General features: G+C 37.1%; 18 protein-coding genes. 4 read left to right on the plus strand and 14 right to left on the minus strand.

Features of this window, described 5'->3' with window-relative positions; genetic code table 11:
- Positions 1-2 precede the first annotated feature (2 nt).
- The 8 genes from WC614_04570 to WC614_04605 form a co-directional block, all read right to left on the minus strand.
- On the minus strand, positions 3-200 hold the full coding sequence (locus tag WC614_04570) for a hypothetical protein (GenBank protein MFA5032275.1): 198 nt from the start codon (positions 198-200) through the stop codon (positions 3-5).
- Positions 184-417 (minus strand): hypothetical protein, encoded by a 234-nt coding sequence (locus tag WC614_04575; GenBank protein MFA5032276.1) that lies wholly within the window; start codon positions 415-417, stop codon positions 184-186. Before WC614_04575 ends, WC614_04570 begins: the two co-directional genes overlap by 17 nt.
- Entirely contained in the window at positions 414-1,469 is a 1,056-nt protein-coding gene (locus WC614_04580; GenBank protein MFA5032277.1) for a PD-(D/E)XK nuclease family protein, read from the minus strand. Before WC614_04580 ends, WC614_04575 begins: the two co-directional genes overlap by 4 nt.
- 82 nt (positions 1,470-1,551) lie before the next feature.
- Positions 1,552-2,067, minus strand: coding sequence for a hypothetical protein (locus WC614_04585; GenBank protein ID MFA5032278.1), 516 nt, complete (start codon positions 2,065-2,067; stop codon positions 1,552-1,554).
- Between the two features lie 44 nt (positions 2,068-2,111).
- Positions 2,112-3,749 (minus strand): vWA domain-containing protein, encoded by a 1,638-nt coding sequence (locus WC614_04590; protein ID MFA5032279.1) that lies wholly within the window; start codon positions 3,747-3,749, stop codon positions 2,112-2,114.
- Positions 3,746-4,189 carry a hypothetical protein gene (locus WC614_04595; GenBank protein MFA5032280.1) on the minus strand — a complete coding sequence of 148 codons (444 nt, stop codon included), beginning with the start codon at positions 4,187-4,189 and terminating at the stop codon, positions 3,746-3,748. Before WC614_04595 ends, WC614_04590 begins: the two co-directional genes overlap by 4 nt.
- A complete protein-coding gene (locus WC614_04600; protein ID MFA5032281.1) occupies positions 4,186-5,589 on the minus strand; it encodes an AAA family ATPase in 1,404 nt (467 codons plus the stop codon). Before WC614_04600 ends, WC614_04595 begins: the two co-directional genes overlap by 4 nt.
- A 22-nt stretch (positions 5,590-5,611) precedes the next feature.
- Complete coding sequence (locus WC614_04605; protein ID MFA5032282.1) at positions 5,612-7,099, minus strand: DUF87 domain-containing protein; 1,488 nt, start codon at positions 7,097-7,099, stop codon at positions 5,612-5,614.
- Between the two features lie 57 nt (positions 7,100-7,156).
- On the opposite strand from WC614_04605, the gene WC614_04610 reads away from it, so the two are divergent.
- On the plus strand, positions 7,157-7,588 hold the full coding sequence (locus tag WC614_04610) for a hypothetical protein (GenBank protein MFA5032283.1): 432 nt from the start codon (positions 7,157-7,159) through the stop codon (positions 7,586-7,588).
- Between the two features lie 4 nt (positions 7,589-7,592).
- Here WC614_04610 and WC614_04615 read toward each other — a convergent pair whose 3' ends face one another.
- Entirely contained in the window at positions 7,593-7,778 is a 186-nt protein-coding gene (locus WC614_04615) for a hypothetical protein (GenBank protein MFA5032284.1), read from the minus strand.
- Positions 7,779-8,017: 239 nt separating this feature from the next.
- On the opposite strand from WC614_04615, the gene WC614_04620 reads away from it, so the two are divergent.
- From WC614_04620 to WC614_04630, 3 genes are read left to right on the plus strand one after another with little or no spacing between them, the layout of a single operon-like run.
- Entirely contained in the window at positions 8,018-8,725 is a 708-nt protein-coding gene (locus WC614_04620) for a hypothetical protein (protein ID MFA5032285.1), read from the plus strand.
- Complete coding sequence (locus tag WC614_04625) at positions 8,722-9,135, plus strand: hypothetical protein (GenBank protein MFA5032286.1); 414 nt, start codon at positions 8,722-8,724, stop codon at positions 9,133-9,135. Before WC614_04620 ends, WC614_04625 begins: the two co-directional genes overlap by 4 nt.
- A gap of 38 nt (positions 9,136-9,173) precedes the next feature.
- Positions 9,174-9,977 (plus strand): hypothetical protein, encoded by an 804-nt coding sequence (locus WC614_04630; GenBank protein ID MFA5032287.1) that lies wholly within the window; start codon positions 9,174-9,176, stop codon positions 9,975-9,977.
- 33 nt (positions 9,978-10,010) lie between these two features.
- On the opposite strand, the gene WC614_04635 is transcribed toward WC614_04630, so the two are convergent.
- From WC614_04635 to WC614_04655, 5 genes are all read right to left on the minus strand, one after another.
- Positions 10,011-10,679: a hypothetical protein gene (locus WC614_04635; protein MFA5032288.1), complete on the minus strand. Its 669-nt coding sequence runs from the start codon at positions 10,677-10,679 to the stop codon at positions 10,011-10,013.
- A gap of 107 nt (positions 10,680-10,786) precedes the next feature.
- Positions 10,787-11,977: a hypothetical protein gene (locus WC614_04640; GenBank protein MFA5032289.1), complete on the minus strand. Its 1,191-nt coding sequence runs from the start codon at positions 11,975-11,977 to the stop codon at positions 10,787-10,789.
- Positions 11,974-12,081, minus strand: coding sequence for a tautomerase family protein (locus WC614_04645; protein MFA5032290.1), 108 nt, complete (start codon positions 12,079-12,081; stop codon positions 11,974-11,976). The genes WC614_04640 and WC614_04645 overlap by 4 nt, the downstream gene beginning before the upstream one ends.
- A gap of 25 nt (positions 12,082-12,106) precedes the next feature.
- Positions 12,107-13,555 carry a class I SAM-dependent DNA methyltransferase gene (locus WC614_04650; protein ID MFA5032291.1) on the minus strand — a complete coding sequence of 483 codons (1,449 nt, stop codon included), beginning with the start codon at positions 13,553-13,555 and terminating at the stop codon, positions 12,107-12,109.
- A gap of 6 nt (positions 13,556-13,561) precedes the next feature.
- Positions 13,562-15,004 carry a restriction endonuclease subunit S gene (locus tag WC614_04655; GenBank protein ID MFA5032292.1) on the minus strand — a complete coding sequence of 481 codons (1,443 nt, stop codon included), beginning with the start codon at positions 15,002-15,004 and terminating at the stop codon, positions 13,562-13,564.
- Between the last annotated feature and the right edge of the window lie 16 nt (positions 15,005-15,020).

The raw sequence follows: 15,020 nt of genomic DNA on the forward strand, positions 1-15,020 counted from the left end.
ATCTAAAACGTTACATACCTTTTGCTTTTTTTCTTAATACTTTTCCATTCATCTGAGGAAACACTATATTTGCATTTGAGTTGAGTTAATGCTCCGTCTATCATTCTAATATCCTCGCCGTGCCTTTGTTTTTCGGCATAAAGGAACACGCAGAGGGCGAGGGATTCTTCCCTTGTGAGGGTATCATTCTGTGCTTTCATCGTTATTTCTCCTTTCCTGTTGATTTTGTAGAATGTTAAGGCATTTCTTTAGAATATAATTCTTGGATTCACGTAGCTCATCCTCCGCTTCCATTTCCCGTCGCAGGCGACGTTCTCGGATAAATTTAATTCCGATGTCGGCAGTTTCCAGAATGATGGTTGCGGCAATAACCCATATTCCGCCTATCTTTGGTAACTTCGGCATTGCAAGTTTCATTGTGCCACCTCTCTTTGTTTATGACAAAATTTTGTTGTTACCTTCCCAATAGATAATGGCAGCAATTCTTCCAGAATTCGTGGACTTAAACGTTTCGCTTCTTCATTGTCAACCTTCAGGAACTTGAATGCATCTAGCACCTTATTCTTCTTGAGAACTTCCATAAACTTAGCAACAGGATATGTTTCAGATTCCTGGGGATAAAAATCAAAGATTTCGTTGTTAATAGCAACCGGTCCCTGTTTTTCAACTAAGGCTTTAATTCTGGTTTTTGCGTCTTTGAGTATAGATTCAAGGATTAGGATTTGGCTTGCAATTGCCGATGGACTGGCTGGTTTCGTATCTATAGGACATCGGTTAGAGTAACTACACCACCCGCAGAAATGACCAGGTTTGGGAGGGAAATCATTTTTATCTGCCGCATTAGAAATGGTATCCATTTTTTTTATGAGGTATGACTCAGTAAGTTTAATATCCTTTTGTGTGCGTATAGTTTCTATTACCTGTTGGAAGCGGACGAATTCAAACTTACATACAAAAAAGTTAGAATTTCGAAATTCTGGATATTCTTTGTAGAGAAGCAATGCATAAGCAGATGCCTGAAGCGAACTGTCAGCCTCTGATTGACTGTAGATTCTTCTTCCTGTTTTCCAATCTCTTATCAAAGGGACATTGTTCATTTCGGTCAAATCGAGCTTCCCACGAAATTTATATTTTCCAATATCGTGGGTTAAATCTTCTTCCACGCCTAGAACCTTACGTTTACTAAAATCATGCGTTATTATAAAATCCTGGAATATTCTATTAACATCATTAAGGATTTCTCCGTTTGATACTGAATCTGTGGCTTCAGAGATTATCTCATTTATGCTGCTTCTTTTATTCCCGTTAAGTAATTGTTTACAATAAATTTCAATTGCTTTATGAACTGCGCTTCCTATAAGAAGTTCGGGAGTAGATATTTCTGGGATATGGTCTATGTAATGTAGCCGCCAAGAAAGCGGACACTTATCGAAACGTTCTATTCGGGAAACACTAAAGGTTTGTTCCATAGTAGTTACGCCTCCTTTCTATATGAATGGTTTGAGGGCTACCGTCTATTCAAGTAGCCCCCCTTTATATTAATAATCGTGGTTATACAGCTGCTGATTGCAACTCTTCGATAAAGTCGCTCGCATCTCCAACCGATACGTTTTCAGCGATATCGCTTGTTCCAAATTTTTCTTCAAGGCGTTGTACGATCTCGTCTTTGGACAATCCTTGATTATACAGCATTGCCCATATCTTTTTACCTTGTTGAGCTGTCGCAAGTTTTTCGCCACCATCGCCTGATTCCCTTTGATGGGAACTTCTCCCTGTTTTTCCGGAAGCCTGTCTTGTCCCTTGTCCTGGTTTGCCTGCACCTGCTGGAGCGCCACTACCTGAAGCAACACTTGGCGTTGGACTTGCTGGAGAAGTTTTCAGCTGTTCGGATATTTGCCGATCCAGTAACTGAAATAGTTGAGCACTGACTTCTGTAACATCCTTCTGTGCGGTAATTGCTCCACCGATTGTCAAATCCGCTCTTATATTTTCAAAATCTCCCGTCTTGACAGTGCGTCCGAAGTGGACTTCGAGGCTATCAAGTCTAAATCCTTCTATGATATTCATCTTTCCTCCTGTTGTTAAATTTTATTGATATTATCGGTAGATAATTATATGTTTGATAGAGTAACTTCCTTTAATTTACGTGGTAAGTCATTAATCCTATCCACATATATTGATTTATCAAAATGCAGTTTCAATTCAAAAACGTTGCTGCCTTTTATGCCTACGCAAATTACTTCAATTCTGTATTCTTCTGCATATACAAGCAAGTCTCGTATAGGAAAGTCCCCTGCCAAATCCCCATCTGTTAGAATAATAACAAGTTTTTTGTGTGCTTGTGTTTCTTTCGCTAATCGCAAACATTCTTTCAATGCGAGTGGGAAATTAGTTCCACCTTGTGCTTGTAAACCTAATGGAATTCGCCGTAATGCAGTATCCATAGATACAGCTCTATTCCCTTTTATTAGATTTGGCACGTCATTAAATCCCAATAACTGTGTCTTTACCTTTGGTATAGTGGAAAGAGCTTTGTAGAGATTGCTTGCAATCTGAACTGTAGTTTCCTGCTTTTCGCCTGCCATGCTTCCGGAACGGTCAAAACATAAGATAATATTTGTCTCATCTATAGTTCTTGCTATTCTTTTCACGTCCCTCCTTATTCTTGGCTTATCTGGGTTAGTCTTAATCTCATGGAAATGCGATGAAGAAAATCGTATCCCCACAGTACTTGGTGCCATTCTTTTTATAGCTCGTTGGAATAGTATAGGCTTTAGAGTATTCCTGATTTCTGATACGATTTGGTCGTTTATTTGTGGTGGATACGAAGACATTTCTTTCTGTTCGTGTAAATCATAGGGTTTATCAATGCACGAATGAATTCGTTCAAGGGCTTCTTTAGCAATTTCTTTTTCGACTTTCTGCATTACTTCCCTGCATTTACTCAATACACCGCTTTGTTCCGCAAGTCGTTGTAATTTACTGACATCACTTTTATTTAATTTTCTTCCTGCTCCGGCAGATTTTGTCAGTTTGTCTAACATTTCTGCTGTGAGTTCTGGTGAAGGTTTGCCCTTCTTTTTACCTTTACCTTTTTGTTTCTCTTCCTCCACCCAGTAGCCTTTCAGCACTTCAAATAATTGTTTTACTAAAGTAGGTCTATCTTTGATTTTTGCTTTTCTTGCCTCTTTTACAATTGGTTTGATTTTCTCAAAAGCGTCGTGTAATGGATGACAGTCAACCAATTCCTTTACATCTTTCTTTTCGAATTTTACTCGTCTTTTCCTCATAAATTCAATGGCAAGCTCCAACAGGGCACATAATTCATCTTTCTTTGTTTTTAACGGGATATCCGCAATGTCTGGACTCTGCTGATAGGTGGTGTTTACAAGGGAAAGTGTAAACGGGACTGAACCGGGCCAAGTATTAGGCACAAAGTTAAAATCGTTTGAATCGCATATAACGTTATTCAATATATGTGGCTCTGTAATATTGTCTTCCCCCGATAAAAGATGTGCCGCTTCGTGGTATCCCAATCCAATAATGATAGAGAACAGTAGTTCTTTGCTTGCATTAGATACGAATTCTTCGCCCAGAAATTGTCCTAAAGTTTTTTCTGAAACTGGTAATCCCAATATCTGTTTGGGCTGATAAACTGCACAGGGTTGTGGCGAGTCTTCCACCGGAATATTAAGCCCTATTACCCTTTTGACATAGTGTCGGATATAATCAGCAAGATTGAGTTTCATTGGCACCTCCGTTTACCGGCAAACAGTTGTAACTGTGGAATAAATTGAGTGTCAATAGGTTTTCTCATCTTGAATGCCTTCGTGCTATGGTCGTAAATCCAAACCCTGAGTCTCTTTAGTCCATGTTGGTTATATTCGGATAATTCGGTATCCTGCAGAAAATCTGGCAGTCCTTTTATCCCTTTCTTTTTGAATGCTCGTGATGCGAGATACATATATGCCTTATACCATTCATCCGAAAGAGGCATCATTAAAGAAGCAGTAACGAGATATGCCAAACATTCACAATCACCGGCTTCTTTTTTTCCCATTGCCGAATAGAATACCCGTTCTTCTTTTATCGCTGTTATCATCCATTCCGGTATAGCGTCAGCCCATTGTGCTCCTCCATACAAGACTAAAGGTCTATTCGCTTCAAGGATTTCATTTCTTTCCATCATGCACCTCTTGTAATATACTCTTTCGGCACTATAATATTCGTAGCCTGCCTTATCCTTTCACAGGCAAGAGAACGGATATTTATATCCGGAATTGCATTCAAAATGTGTTCGGATAAAGCTATAACATATCGTTGCGGTTGATGTTGACGAAGCGTGCTCGTAAAAAGAAAATCTGCAACTGGGGTGTAACCAATGTCCCATCCGAGTGAATCGCCTTCTATATTGTCAGTAATAGCTTTGAATACATCTACGCCTAACTTCCAATTTATCTGGTTATCAATGTCTGGGATTTTTTGTTTAAGTTTTTGGTATGCTGGTTTCTTCGTAATAAGAGATTTCAATATCTTTGTAATAGTCTTCGGGTCTTTAGTGTAATCTTGGTAGAGAATTACCAGCCTACGGGATTCTGCATTTGAAAGTCTTTTCATGTCATCCGTGAGATAACGGTCTGAACTCAAGGGGTTTGCGGTCAAAATAAATTGCACATTGGAGAAATCTACTTTAGCTTCTGAATTTTGATACTTAGCGGATTGAATGGTATAATACCTATCCTCATCACTAAAAAGTCTGTAAAATTCACGCCGTGTTTCGTCAGAAAAAGAATTATACTCTTCCAGTACCACTAGCAATTTAATTTCCTGTTTTTTCGTTTCCCTTGCAAGTTTGCATAAAATACCTTCCAAAACAAAAGTCCCATCTTTGTTGAAGTCATCTCTAGCGAACAAAGCATCCCCTTCAAGTCGTGCATTCCCGTCAATTGTGTATACTCCATAACCTTCGTTATTTAGCCTTGCACCCATATATCTTGCAAGTGCACTCTTCCCACTCCCTGTTGGTCCCAATAATGCAACTGCCGGTGTACCTTCATAGATTCGTTGTTCGAGACTCTCTAATGTCATAGGGTCTGGAATAAAACCGGTAGGAGCTGTTACACGGAGATAAGCCGGAATAGGATTGCAACAATCTGATTTTTTGAGCTCTTTAATGAGGACTGCAAGCAGATTTTCGCCTTTCGTCTGGACGATGTGTTGCTGTAAAATGTAAGGTTCGAGCGTAACGTCAAATCGTTCCCTATTTGTAGTCATTCCCTGCTCCGATAGAACTGACATAGCCAATCGTTCTGCCAATTTCTTTTGATGGGTTTGAAAAGTCTCATCCTGCAAGTATTCGTCTACCGATAAACTGCCATCCATAATATCCACGACCTCTTCCGATGCAAGTAGCAGTCTATCTTCCTTTGGTGTTCCAGTTGGATTGGCTTCGCCAATAAGGTACCAAAGTCCGTCTTTACTTTTTTCTAATCTGTAATCTACCTGTAAATCCAATAATTCGCCTGTCGAAAGATTAGAACTTATTTTAGCTCTTGGAATTGAAATATTTAGTAGTTCTTCTTCTGTCATGTAGTTACCTCCGTTTTATTTATTATTTATTGAACCTTCGTTCAAAGTGAGGGACTCGGATTACTGCGGGGTACGGATAATCCACTACTTGTGCAATCGCTAAGCCAAGTGTTTTATTCAACGGAGGTCGTAGTATCATTGACTTGCAATCTTCAAGTAATGGCGAATAATCAATCAATACTTTTAAATCCGATTTGTTCAAATGAAATGCGATAGTAGAATAAATCTGTCCATAAACACTTGCCGGAATAGAAGCAGGTGATTGAGTACTCAATAATAAAGTAACTCCAAATTTCCTACATTCCATCACGAATTCAGCAATTTTCTCCCCACAGGTTTTTATGAAGTGTTGTGCTTCATCTACGACAACAAGATATTTTTGGGATACTTTTCTGTGCATTGCGTATTTTCCACTTTGCTGAAGCCTGTTCAAAAGCAATTTTACAAATAATCCCTGGTAGTATTCGGTCATATTAAAAGTGTTGATTAACACGGTTTTGCTTTGTTTAAGCGACATCAGTATTTGAGAAACAATAGGAGATGCCTTAGAGTCGATATAATTAGCAAGCACACGAGCCTGCTTACTCACAGCGTCAATCGTAGCCATAGGAGCAATGCCTACCGTTATATTTTTCCCCTTGTGTTGCGGGTCTGGGATTTGCTGTCTATGTAACTTATACGGGTCTGAGTTTAAATTATATTTAGCAAGAATTTCGATATAATTCTTTGGCTCCCTCGTTTGCATGTGCATCCATAGGTCACGCATCGAAGTAGACATATCCGGAAACTGCTCAAATATATCGGTTAACGCTAACTCTTCGGGAGATAATTTTAGTCTTTTTTCATATCCAAAAAGCACAACCTTATCATCTCCTAATGCGGATAGTCCCCTTGTACCTTTATCATTAGGGTTATCCATTCCTAAATCCGGATGCCCGAATATAAGCATAGGCAGTGGAGACTTGAGTTCAAGGTTAGACGCAATTAATTCTTTTAAGAAATTTGTTTTACCTGTACCCGTTTTCCCCAGCACTAAAGCATGCCTTGATAAAGCCAAATCTATGTCTAACTTAAATGGGATATTTGTGCTCTTATATCCGGAGGCTATATTCCCTATTGTTATGCCTTCTTTATGATTAGGATAAAGTTTCGCAATTTCACTTTCATTTGCTTCAAACACCGGCATAAAATATCCGATGTTACCTTCGAACTCTGTGAGTTCCCCTGTGTCATAAACCGTGCCTAATGGTTCTATTTCTATTCTTTTAAATAACATCTCTTTCGTTTCTTCTGGAATGTTAAGCCTGGTTTTTAGACATTTCTTTGCAATGTTAGTAAGTATTTGTTCTGTTGAATAATCGTGACTGTCTGTAATCCTGGTAATTCTGCCAATCGTATTTCCTATTTTTACAAAATCCATTAGTGAAATACTTGCTTCTACTTGTTTATCAGCACGGGCAAGAATATTACCATTATCTGCACTCCCTATTGTTATTGCTATTGTTCCCATTGTTACCTCCATTTTTTATTGACAAATTATTATAGAGACCGTAGATTATTTATAGATATGAAAAATATTTATCCTTTCGGTCTGTGTTTAGTTATTGCCTTTTTTATCTGTTTTTTACCATCGTGTTTTAGTAAACCTGAAAGGTTTGTAGAGATTATTATGGATTCAACCGCAATTATCCCTAAAAACGACTCTGTTATATATAGAAGAGCGCGTTATGACATACTAGCTGATACATTAAATATTGTAACAACCCATATCTCAGGTTCTACAAATGGAAGAGTAACATTTCTCCTTCACAAACTAACAGGTTCTTGTCAGGATATCCAAACAGATACAACTTATAATATTAATTGGTATATACCCTCTACTAAAATTACTAACTGCGATACTCTCTTATTTAAGATTGTAAATACTTCTTCCACAAGTGATGTAAAAGTAGAAATTAAGGTGTATTCTATTTCTTGGTCTCAAAGTGTAATTCCATAATAGTTTAATTTGTTTTGCAACTTCCATTTTTTAACTTAAGATATGCTTTTTCTATTTTCTCATATACCTTTAGTCTCGCAATGTCCTCATAATTGTCACAATCGATTTTTTTATCCAATCTTATAGAATATAGAATTTCTTCTTTTATTTTTTTGAGCTCTTGCAAAAACTGAGCGTGAAATTTATTCATATCTTCCTCCGTTACTATTATTCTTATACCATTAAAAACAACGCAATTGCTGGGGTAATGGGGGAAATAGACAATGATTGTTTTGTAAAAAAGTTAGACAGATTTATGTAAATCTTGGGTTAATTTTTTATTTAATTTTTTTATTCGGTTGGGTCTTGACAAGTTTTGCTAAAAAAATAAAATTCTGTCATATACTGATAAACTTAGGACAACAAGTATGTTAGAAAAAAGGGGGAGATATGAAATTCGAGTATGAGAGGGTTGCGGTAAACAAGGAACAGAATGAACAGAAGGAAATGAAGTTAGTGGATGTAATGCGTATTGCACGCCCGGATCTGCATCGCGAAATACCGTTTAAAAGGCATCTACGGTATTTAATTGTTATCGGCTCTTCTGATAAAGACAAGAGTGAATTAATACATAAATTCTTTGGATTCAAGGTTCCTGATAGCTTATTTTACAAGGATTTCGAAGAAGAGATGGCAAAAATGGGAGACCCCGTTGAAAACTTTTTTATAAACAAGCCCAAAAGAGATTCGTTGGAATTTAAAGAATGCCTTCAGGTTTTAAAAATAGAAGAATTAGCCCCGTTTATGGATGACATGCCTAAACTTCAATTTGTGAATAGTTGGATCTGTCGGATGGTGAGTCTTATGGACACATTCCCAAAAGTTGCCGTTTTTATAAATATACTTAAGGCTATGGGAACACCAATAAAAGAAATTTTGAAAGAAGTACATACAAGATTCCCCGAACTCGATGATTTAACCGAAGATGACTTGAACAAATATTTCTATTATTTTTTCGATAGTTCGAATATGACGGAGCGGGATTGGCAATGCTTTATAGATTATCTGGACAACGAATCGTATAAAAATTGTTACAATGCAATGCTTGCAGGCGACGTTAAAGGGCTTTGGCAGGTACTTCAGAAAGAACTCTTATGAACGAAGCCAATAACCAGGGGAAGGGCGGTGGTCCAAAAGATACGACAAATACTCGGCTGAATGCTGTTAAACACGGTATCTTCACGAATAGAATATTTCTAAGTGACGAGGAAAGAGAGGAGTTTAGTAAGCTTAAAGAAGACATCATTTCTACCCTTCATCCTACCGATGCGTTTGAATCCATTTTGGTAGACAGGATATGTTTATATATCCTACGGCTTCAACGCTGCGCCAGAGCAGATTCCGATATTGATAGCCTGCATGGATTTCATAAATCTGTTCGTCCCAGGCTTGCATTGAGTAAAGAAGAAAAGCATCGTATCCAAGAGTATGAGCGCTCTGCCGAAAGGTCTATGTTTCATACTTATAACGAACTAAAAGAACACAGAAAAGGTTCGGAAGATAAATGAAAAACGTTTTTTTCAAAAACGAACTTCTCTAAAAAATTATGGTTGACTGTCTGCCGGTAAGATTTGAATACCCGTTCCATAACTTTCTGACATATCTGATTATACGTCAGACTCCCGTTGATGAGATTAAAAATCATGTTAAGTTGGTCTGTCATACCACGTTGACCACAGAAGACGTAGAAGGGCATAGACAGCGTTTCTATAACGGCATTGATAACGAGCTACTAAGTGCGTTACAAAACGCAGCAGCGTTATCTAAAGAGGCGTTAAACAAAGCCCTGAAAAAGTATAGCCTAACAGATATGTATGAGTTTGAATCTGGTAAAAACAACGATATGGAAACAGCCTATAAACTTGCTACTACTGACGATAGCTTAGTTCTAAGCATTCTATCGCTGAAACAATTAAAAATAGATGAGATCATAGAGCTATATGAATCACAATTCCCTTCTGCAAAGAAAATATCTGCTAAGGTGTTGGAGCTATACTTCTATTATTTCTGGGACATCAGTACTATGGATACAGCTGATTGGTCGCACCTATTACCCAAATTGGAACAGGAGGACTACTACCGCCTGACAATGAAGTCGGAGTTAAAGTTCATTTTGGAAATGCTCGGTATGGATTATCAAAAAATTAATATTCAGAAATTTGTAGAGAATAAATTGAAATACAAACTTACCTCAATGGGACCGGAAGAAGCAAGTATAGAACATTCCGGATTTCTCAAGCAGGATAAGTTTGCTTCGAACTTTGAAGAGGATTTTCCCCATTATATCCCGGGGTATCCGGAGCCTACTGTTGAAATAGAGGAGAATGCAGATTTAGGAAAAGAATATTAGGAGGAAAACTAAATAGCTTTAGACTCTTTGTTTTTATATATATCCGTAGAGTTTCTTAACTAATGCCTTGAACGCATACCTTTTCTTGGAATAAGTTTTTAATATCTCGGGGGCAACTTCCTGAAAAAGTTTAGTATTATCCATAATTCGCTTACTTACTATAGTACACATTGTAAAAAATTCCATCCTGTGATGATACATATTGTCCAACAAACTCCTGCGGAGGATAGAATCCTTTGGTCTCAGGAACTCACTTATTAATAAGAGCGATTCCAAATAACAGTCGCTCCAATATATACTGTCTTGGTCAAATGGAGCATTTTTGATGTCATAGAGAGCATACTCTATATATCGTTCGTGCTCCCAAATATGAATCATTTCGTGGATTATAGCCCATTCAAAACCTCGGAGTTCTTTTTCCCAAGCTTTAAATTTTGAACATTCAGTGTTTATGTTAACAGCATAACTCATAGTAAGCACATCTCGAACTCCCGACCTATCTCTCTGACACTTTGGTTCTTCTACTTGCATTAAACATTTTATACCTCGCACAAACGAAAATTTAACATATCCTTCGGATTCTTCTTGATGTTCAACCGCTTCTGGTAAGCCCCAGTTCCCACCCCAAAATAGCATTTTGTTTACCCTGTTATAAAAATTCACAATGGATTTCTCAAGTTTTGGATATGTGGTTTTCTTCATTCTACTTAAAGCCCTCCTACCTCTCCTTAAACTTATCCGATGCAAGCATTCCACCAACGCCCAACTTTCTTTTGGCTATTCGCTCTATATTACATTTCTAACGTCATTTATTGTGAGACTTTTCTAATCAAAAACAGACTAAATTCAATCGCATAATTTTTAGCTAATCTTACATATTCCTTGCGAGACGTTAGAGAATGTGCACTTGCATCAGACATAACTCCATAAATTCCACCTAACAGTTCGTCTTCCTCTTTAGTTAAAAACTTTACTCTATTATCTCTAAGATAATTTCTAGCACGTCCTATTTTTGTTAGTTCCTCCGAGGGAGGTATCTTGTTTTTCTGCGAGACCAGCAATGCAATTGAAATGGATAATTTTTCTATAAAAGTTCTAAGATGACCAATACAAGCTTTAAAATCAAACTCATCTATAGCTTTTTGATAATCTTCGTCAAATTTATCAAGACATGTATTTAAATCTGGCTCAAATCCAAGTTCTTTAATCTTTGTCTGTACTATTTTCTTATCTTGATTGATCTCTATGATATTTATATCTTCCAACTCTTTATCATATTTTCGAAGCCTAACTTTTGATATTTGCTCCTCAAGCTCTTTTAGTGAAATTTCACATAGAATTAGTACTTCATCCGGGATATCGGAAATAGAATCAAGGGTTACTTGGGATGGTGGCAGAGGTTTATTCCCAACAAAGGCAGCAAAAGAAGCATAGAAGGCATCCTTTGAAGCTTGAACTCTTTTGCTTTTCTTTTCGCGTTCATTATAAATAATACCTCTAATGTTTTTGATTATAATATCTAAGCTTTCAATGTTGTTTTCATTAAAGGCAGAAGGTTCTTTTTCTAATATTTCAATTAGGGCTTTTAGTAATTCAATATCGGGAGAAACAAGAGTTTTTTTGTTTTTAATACCATTTAATGCTTCTTCTATTTTTCCTGATTTCACAAAAAACATAAATATAAAATCTAATCGTTGCCGGATTAAAGAATAAACTTTCCTTGTAATCGGAACTGGAGAAACATTAGGAGGTATTATTCGCACCTTAGAATAAAAAGGACCACCAATTACATCCCAGAATAATTGTTTTTCTTCTGATGTAGACAGCTTTTGAGAAAATTTAAGTAATCGCTCAACTGTTTTATTACAAAAGATATGAGAGGTTTGTTGATTTGAGGACATAGTGGTAATATAAAACTTAGCTGTACGATAAGGTGAGTCCCCCAAATCGGGATTTTCTAAAAATACTTTTATTCTCTGGAGAATTTCGTGTGTAGTCATAGTTCTATAGTATCGGATACTGTATCCGTAATATCTTTTACAAGTTTTCCCTTCTGCTCAACTGTTGCTGTTCCTTTCCATAAATCTATTCTTATTAGTGGCATGGTTGTGTCTCCTCTCTATAATTGGCTATGTTCCCTCTAGGTTTTGTTGGATACTGTTGAATTGCTCAAGTGCGGATTCGAGCTTTTCTATAATATCCTGCGCCAGAATATCAGGAGCAGGAAGGTTGTCGCTATCTTCCACGCTGTCATCTTTCACCCACAGTATATCAAGGCTTGTTTTATCCCGTTTTATTAGCTCTTCATAGGTGAATGGCTTAAACTGCTCGGTTTCTTTCCTGTTGTGTCTGTTTGATGCGTTATAACAGGCAATAAAATCCTGTAAATCTTCATATCTCAAAGTTCCTGTTTTAAGTTTAAAATGCTGGTTAGTTCTTAAATCATAAATCCAAAGTTTTTTAGTCCAAGGTTTTTCACTGCCCGGTTTCTTGTCAAAGAAAAGGACATTTGCTTTTACTCCTTGTGCATAAAATATACCTGTAGGAAGTCTTAAAAACGTATGGACATCGCACTCGTGAAGTAATTTTCTACGAACAGTTTCTCCTGCCCCGCCTTCAAAAAGAACATTATCAGGGAGCACAATAGCCGCTTTACCGTTTATTTCGAGAAGACTTTTCACATGCTGTAGGAAGTTAAGTTGCTTATTAGAAGTAGTAGCCCAGAAATCCTGTCGTTCATAGATTAATGACTCTTTGTCTGCCTTGCCTTCCCCATTTACTATTGTGACACTGCTTTTCTTGCCGAACGGTGGATTAGTAAGCACCATATCAAAATGCTCTGTTGGAGATGAAACAAGCGCATCATTTGTAGTAATCGGACTTTCATCTCCTCCTATCCCGTGAAGATAAAGGTTCATTGTGCATAACCTTACCACGTTATCAACAATGTCTACTCCCTTGAAGGTTTTAAATTTTAAAAACTCTTTTTGTTCTTTGTCTAATTTATAGTTACCGGCTATATATTTATGTGCCGCAAGAATAAAACCGCCTGTTCCACAAGCAGGGTCGCAAATAGTCATCCCGGGTTCGGGACGCATAACTTCAACCATTGCTTTTATAAGCGGTCTTGGTGTAAAATACTGACCTGAACCGCTTTTGACATCCTGCGCATTCTTTTCAAGTAGTCCTTCGTAGATTTCGCCTTTAACATCCACATCCAATCCAACCCATGTTTCTTCATTTATAAGCATAATTAGTCGTTTAAGTTTCGCAGGGTCTTGAATCTTATTTTGTGATTTTCTGAATATAACGCCAAGCATACCTTTTTCTTTGCCAAGTGTTTCAAGGATATGCCGGTATTGGACTTCCAGAGCATCGCCATCTTTATCCAGAAGGCTTTGCCAATCAAGTCCTCTAAGAACAATGGGAGATTTGTGTAATAACTTAGTTTGTTCTTCTGCCATTTTAAGAAACAATAGGTAAGTAAGTTGTTCTACATAATCGCCGTAGCTAACACCATCATCACGAAGGACATTACAATAATTCCAGAGCTTTTGTACAATTGTTGTAGAAGTCATATTATTTTATCTCCCTTGTTTTACTTTTTTTATTTTTATTCTTTCCAATAATTTTTCTGCTGGCTCATCGTTTGGATTTTGTGGAACAAGTTTCCCTTCAAACGCCTTTTTGAGTATGCTCTGGCGTAATCTGTTTGCCTGCTTAATGTTTTCGTCAACTGTTTTTTCTACTTTATCCGCGACAGAAAACCGTTTCTCTATCTCCTCTACAATCTTATGTTGCTCGGGAATAGGAGGAAAGGGGATAGTAATATTTGCAATGCTATCTTTGGAGATTTCTTTGAAGGTAGAGCCACTTCCAAGAAGATTCATCTCATTGACTCTTGTTAATAAAAGATAATAATAGTATTGTATAAATACTAAATTATTATTTGCATTTACTAATGCTTTACATCCTTGATTAAATGCTATATTATCGGCAAGTATTGCTATATAACCAATAGGAGCCCTTGTAGAAATTAGCAAGGAATTTAAGGGTACTATTTTTGCCGAACAGCTATCTAGTCCACTTTGCGTGATCTTCCGTTCTGTATCATCAATGTAAGGAGAAGATAGTTTTCCTAAATCTTTTGGAGTTGCCCATTTAATTTTCCCGTTATTCCAATGTTCTGCAACACTAGTATCGGGAGTAGAACCAGTTGCAACCTTGAATATTTCTCCCACCCTTGTCCATACCCAATTTCTGGGAAGTTGAGATAGGTTAGATGTATCTACCGGCTGAAACTCTTTATATTTTTCTTGTGTTTTATTTTCTTTCTTTATTTTTCCCAGAAGTACACTTGCAGGTTCTAATTTGTTTTTATTCGCTTCTCTCCATTTTTCTGTTAATTTCCCTTCAAATGCATATTTCAGAACTGCCTGCCGATAACGCTTTAGTTGTTTTTTTATCTCTTTTAGGGCTTCTACACCTGTATCCAGTTTTGTAAACAACTCCTCTATCTTTGCCACTATCCGCTTCTGCTCGGGAAGAGGTGGAAGGGGAAGAGAAAACTCACCCAATTCTTGAGTACTGATATTGGGTTGAGCTGCACCATAGGCTTGTTTCAAAATATCTTTGCGAAGAATGTCCATATAATGGAAAACAAACCGAGATGAATCCAGAGAAGCTTTATAAAACTTAATTCTTCCTACTCGTTGATTTAATAATGCTACTTCGCCTTTTTCGTATATGCCAAATTTTCCAGTAGTAGCTCCAGATAAAGCTATTAAGATATCTCCTTTATTTATTTGAAAATCAGGGCACCTTTCTATAAACGCATTATCTAAAAAAACTGTGTCTTGGTCAAAATTGACTTTACAATCTTTAATGTTAGAAATACGCAATAACGGAACCCCGCTGTTACTATAATCTGTACTTTTAAATGCATAGCCTCCTTGTATAAACGAAATCTCTTTTAGCTTTGTCCATACCCAGTTTTTGGGGAGATTATACGAAAATTTGTTTATCATGCTGCTATACTGCTTT

Source organism: bacterium (assembly GCA_041649255.1).
Taxonomy (GTDB): domain Bacteria; phylum Hydrothermota; class UBA3073; order JACQXS01; family JAQTXJ01; genus JAQTXJ01.

Coding starts and splice junctions, on each gene's coding strand:
- WC614_04570 (MFA5032275.1), bottom strand. CDS start 200: ATGAAAGCACAGAATGATACCCTCACAAGGGAAGAATCCCTCGCCCTC.
- WC614_04575 (MFA5032276.1), bottom strand. CDS start 417: ATGAAACTTGCAATGCCGAAGTTACCAAAGATAGGCGGAATATGGGTT.
- WC614_04580 (MFA5032277.1), bottom strand. CDS start 1,469: ATGGAACAAACCTTTAGTGTTTCCCGAATAGAACGTTTCGATAAGTGT.
- WC614_04585 (MFA5032278.1), bottom strand. CDS start 2,067: ATGAATATCATAGAAGGATTTAGACTTGATAGCCTCGAAGTCCACTTC.
- WC614_04590 (MFA5032279.1), bottom strand. CDS start 3,749: ATGAAACTCAATCTTGCTGATTATATCCGACACTATGTCAAAAGGGTA.
- WC614_04595 (MFA5032280.1), bottom strand. CDS start 4,189: ATGATGGAAAGAAATGAAATCCTTGAAGCGAATAGACCTTTAGTCTTG.
- WC614_04600 (MFA5032281.1), bottom strand. CDS start 5,589: ATGACAGAAGAAGAACTACTAAATATTTCAATTCCAAGAGCTAAAATA.
- WC614_04605 (MFA5032282.1), bottom strand. CDS start 7,099: ATGGGAACAATAGCAATAACAATAGGGAGTGCAGATAATGGTAATATT.
- WC614_04610 (MFA5032283.1), top strand. CDS start 7,157: ATGAAAAATATTTATCCTTTCGGTCTGTGTTTAGTTATTGCCTTTTTT.
- WC614_04615 (MFA5032284.1), bottom strand. CDS start 7,778: ATGAATAAATTTCACGCTCAGTTTTTGCAAGAGCTCAAAAAAATAAAA.
- WC614_04620 (MFA5032285.1), top strand. CDS start 8,018: ATGAAATTCGAGTATGAGAGGGTTGCGGTAAACAAGGAACAGAATGAA.
- WC614_04625 (MFA5032286.1), top strand. CDS start 8,722: ATGAACGAAGCCAATAACCAGGGGAAGGGCGGTGGTCCAAAAGATACG.
- WC614_04630 (MFA5032287.1), top strand. CDS start 9,174: ATGGTTGACTGTCTGCCGGTAAGATTTGAATACCCGTTCCATAACTTT.
- WC614_04635 (MFA5032288.1), bottom strand. CDS start 10,679: ATGAAGAAAACCACATATCCAAAACTTGAGAAATCCATTGTGAATTTT.
- WC614_04640 (MFA5032289.1), bottom strand. CDS start 11,977: ATGACTACACACGAAATTCTCCAGAGAATAAAAGTATTTTTAGAAAAT.
- WC614_04645 (MFA5032290.1), bottom strand. CDS start 12,081: ATGCCACTAATAAGAATAGATTTATGGAAAGGAACAGCAACAGTTGAG.
- WC614_04650 (MFA5032291.1), bottom strand. CDS start 13,555: ATGACTTCTACAACAATTGTACAAAAGCTCTGGAATTATTGTAATGTC.
- WC614_04655 (MFA5032292.1), bottom strand. CDS start 15,004: ATGATAAACAAATTTTCGTATAATCTCCCCAAAAACTGGGTATGGACA.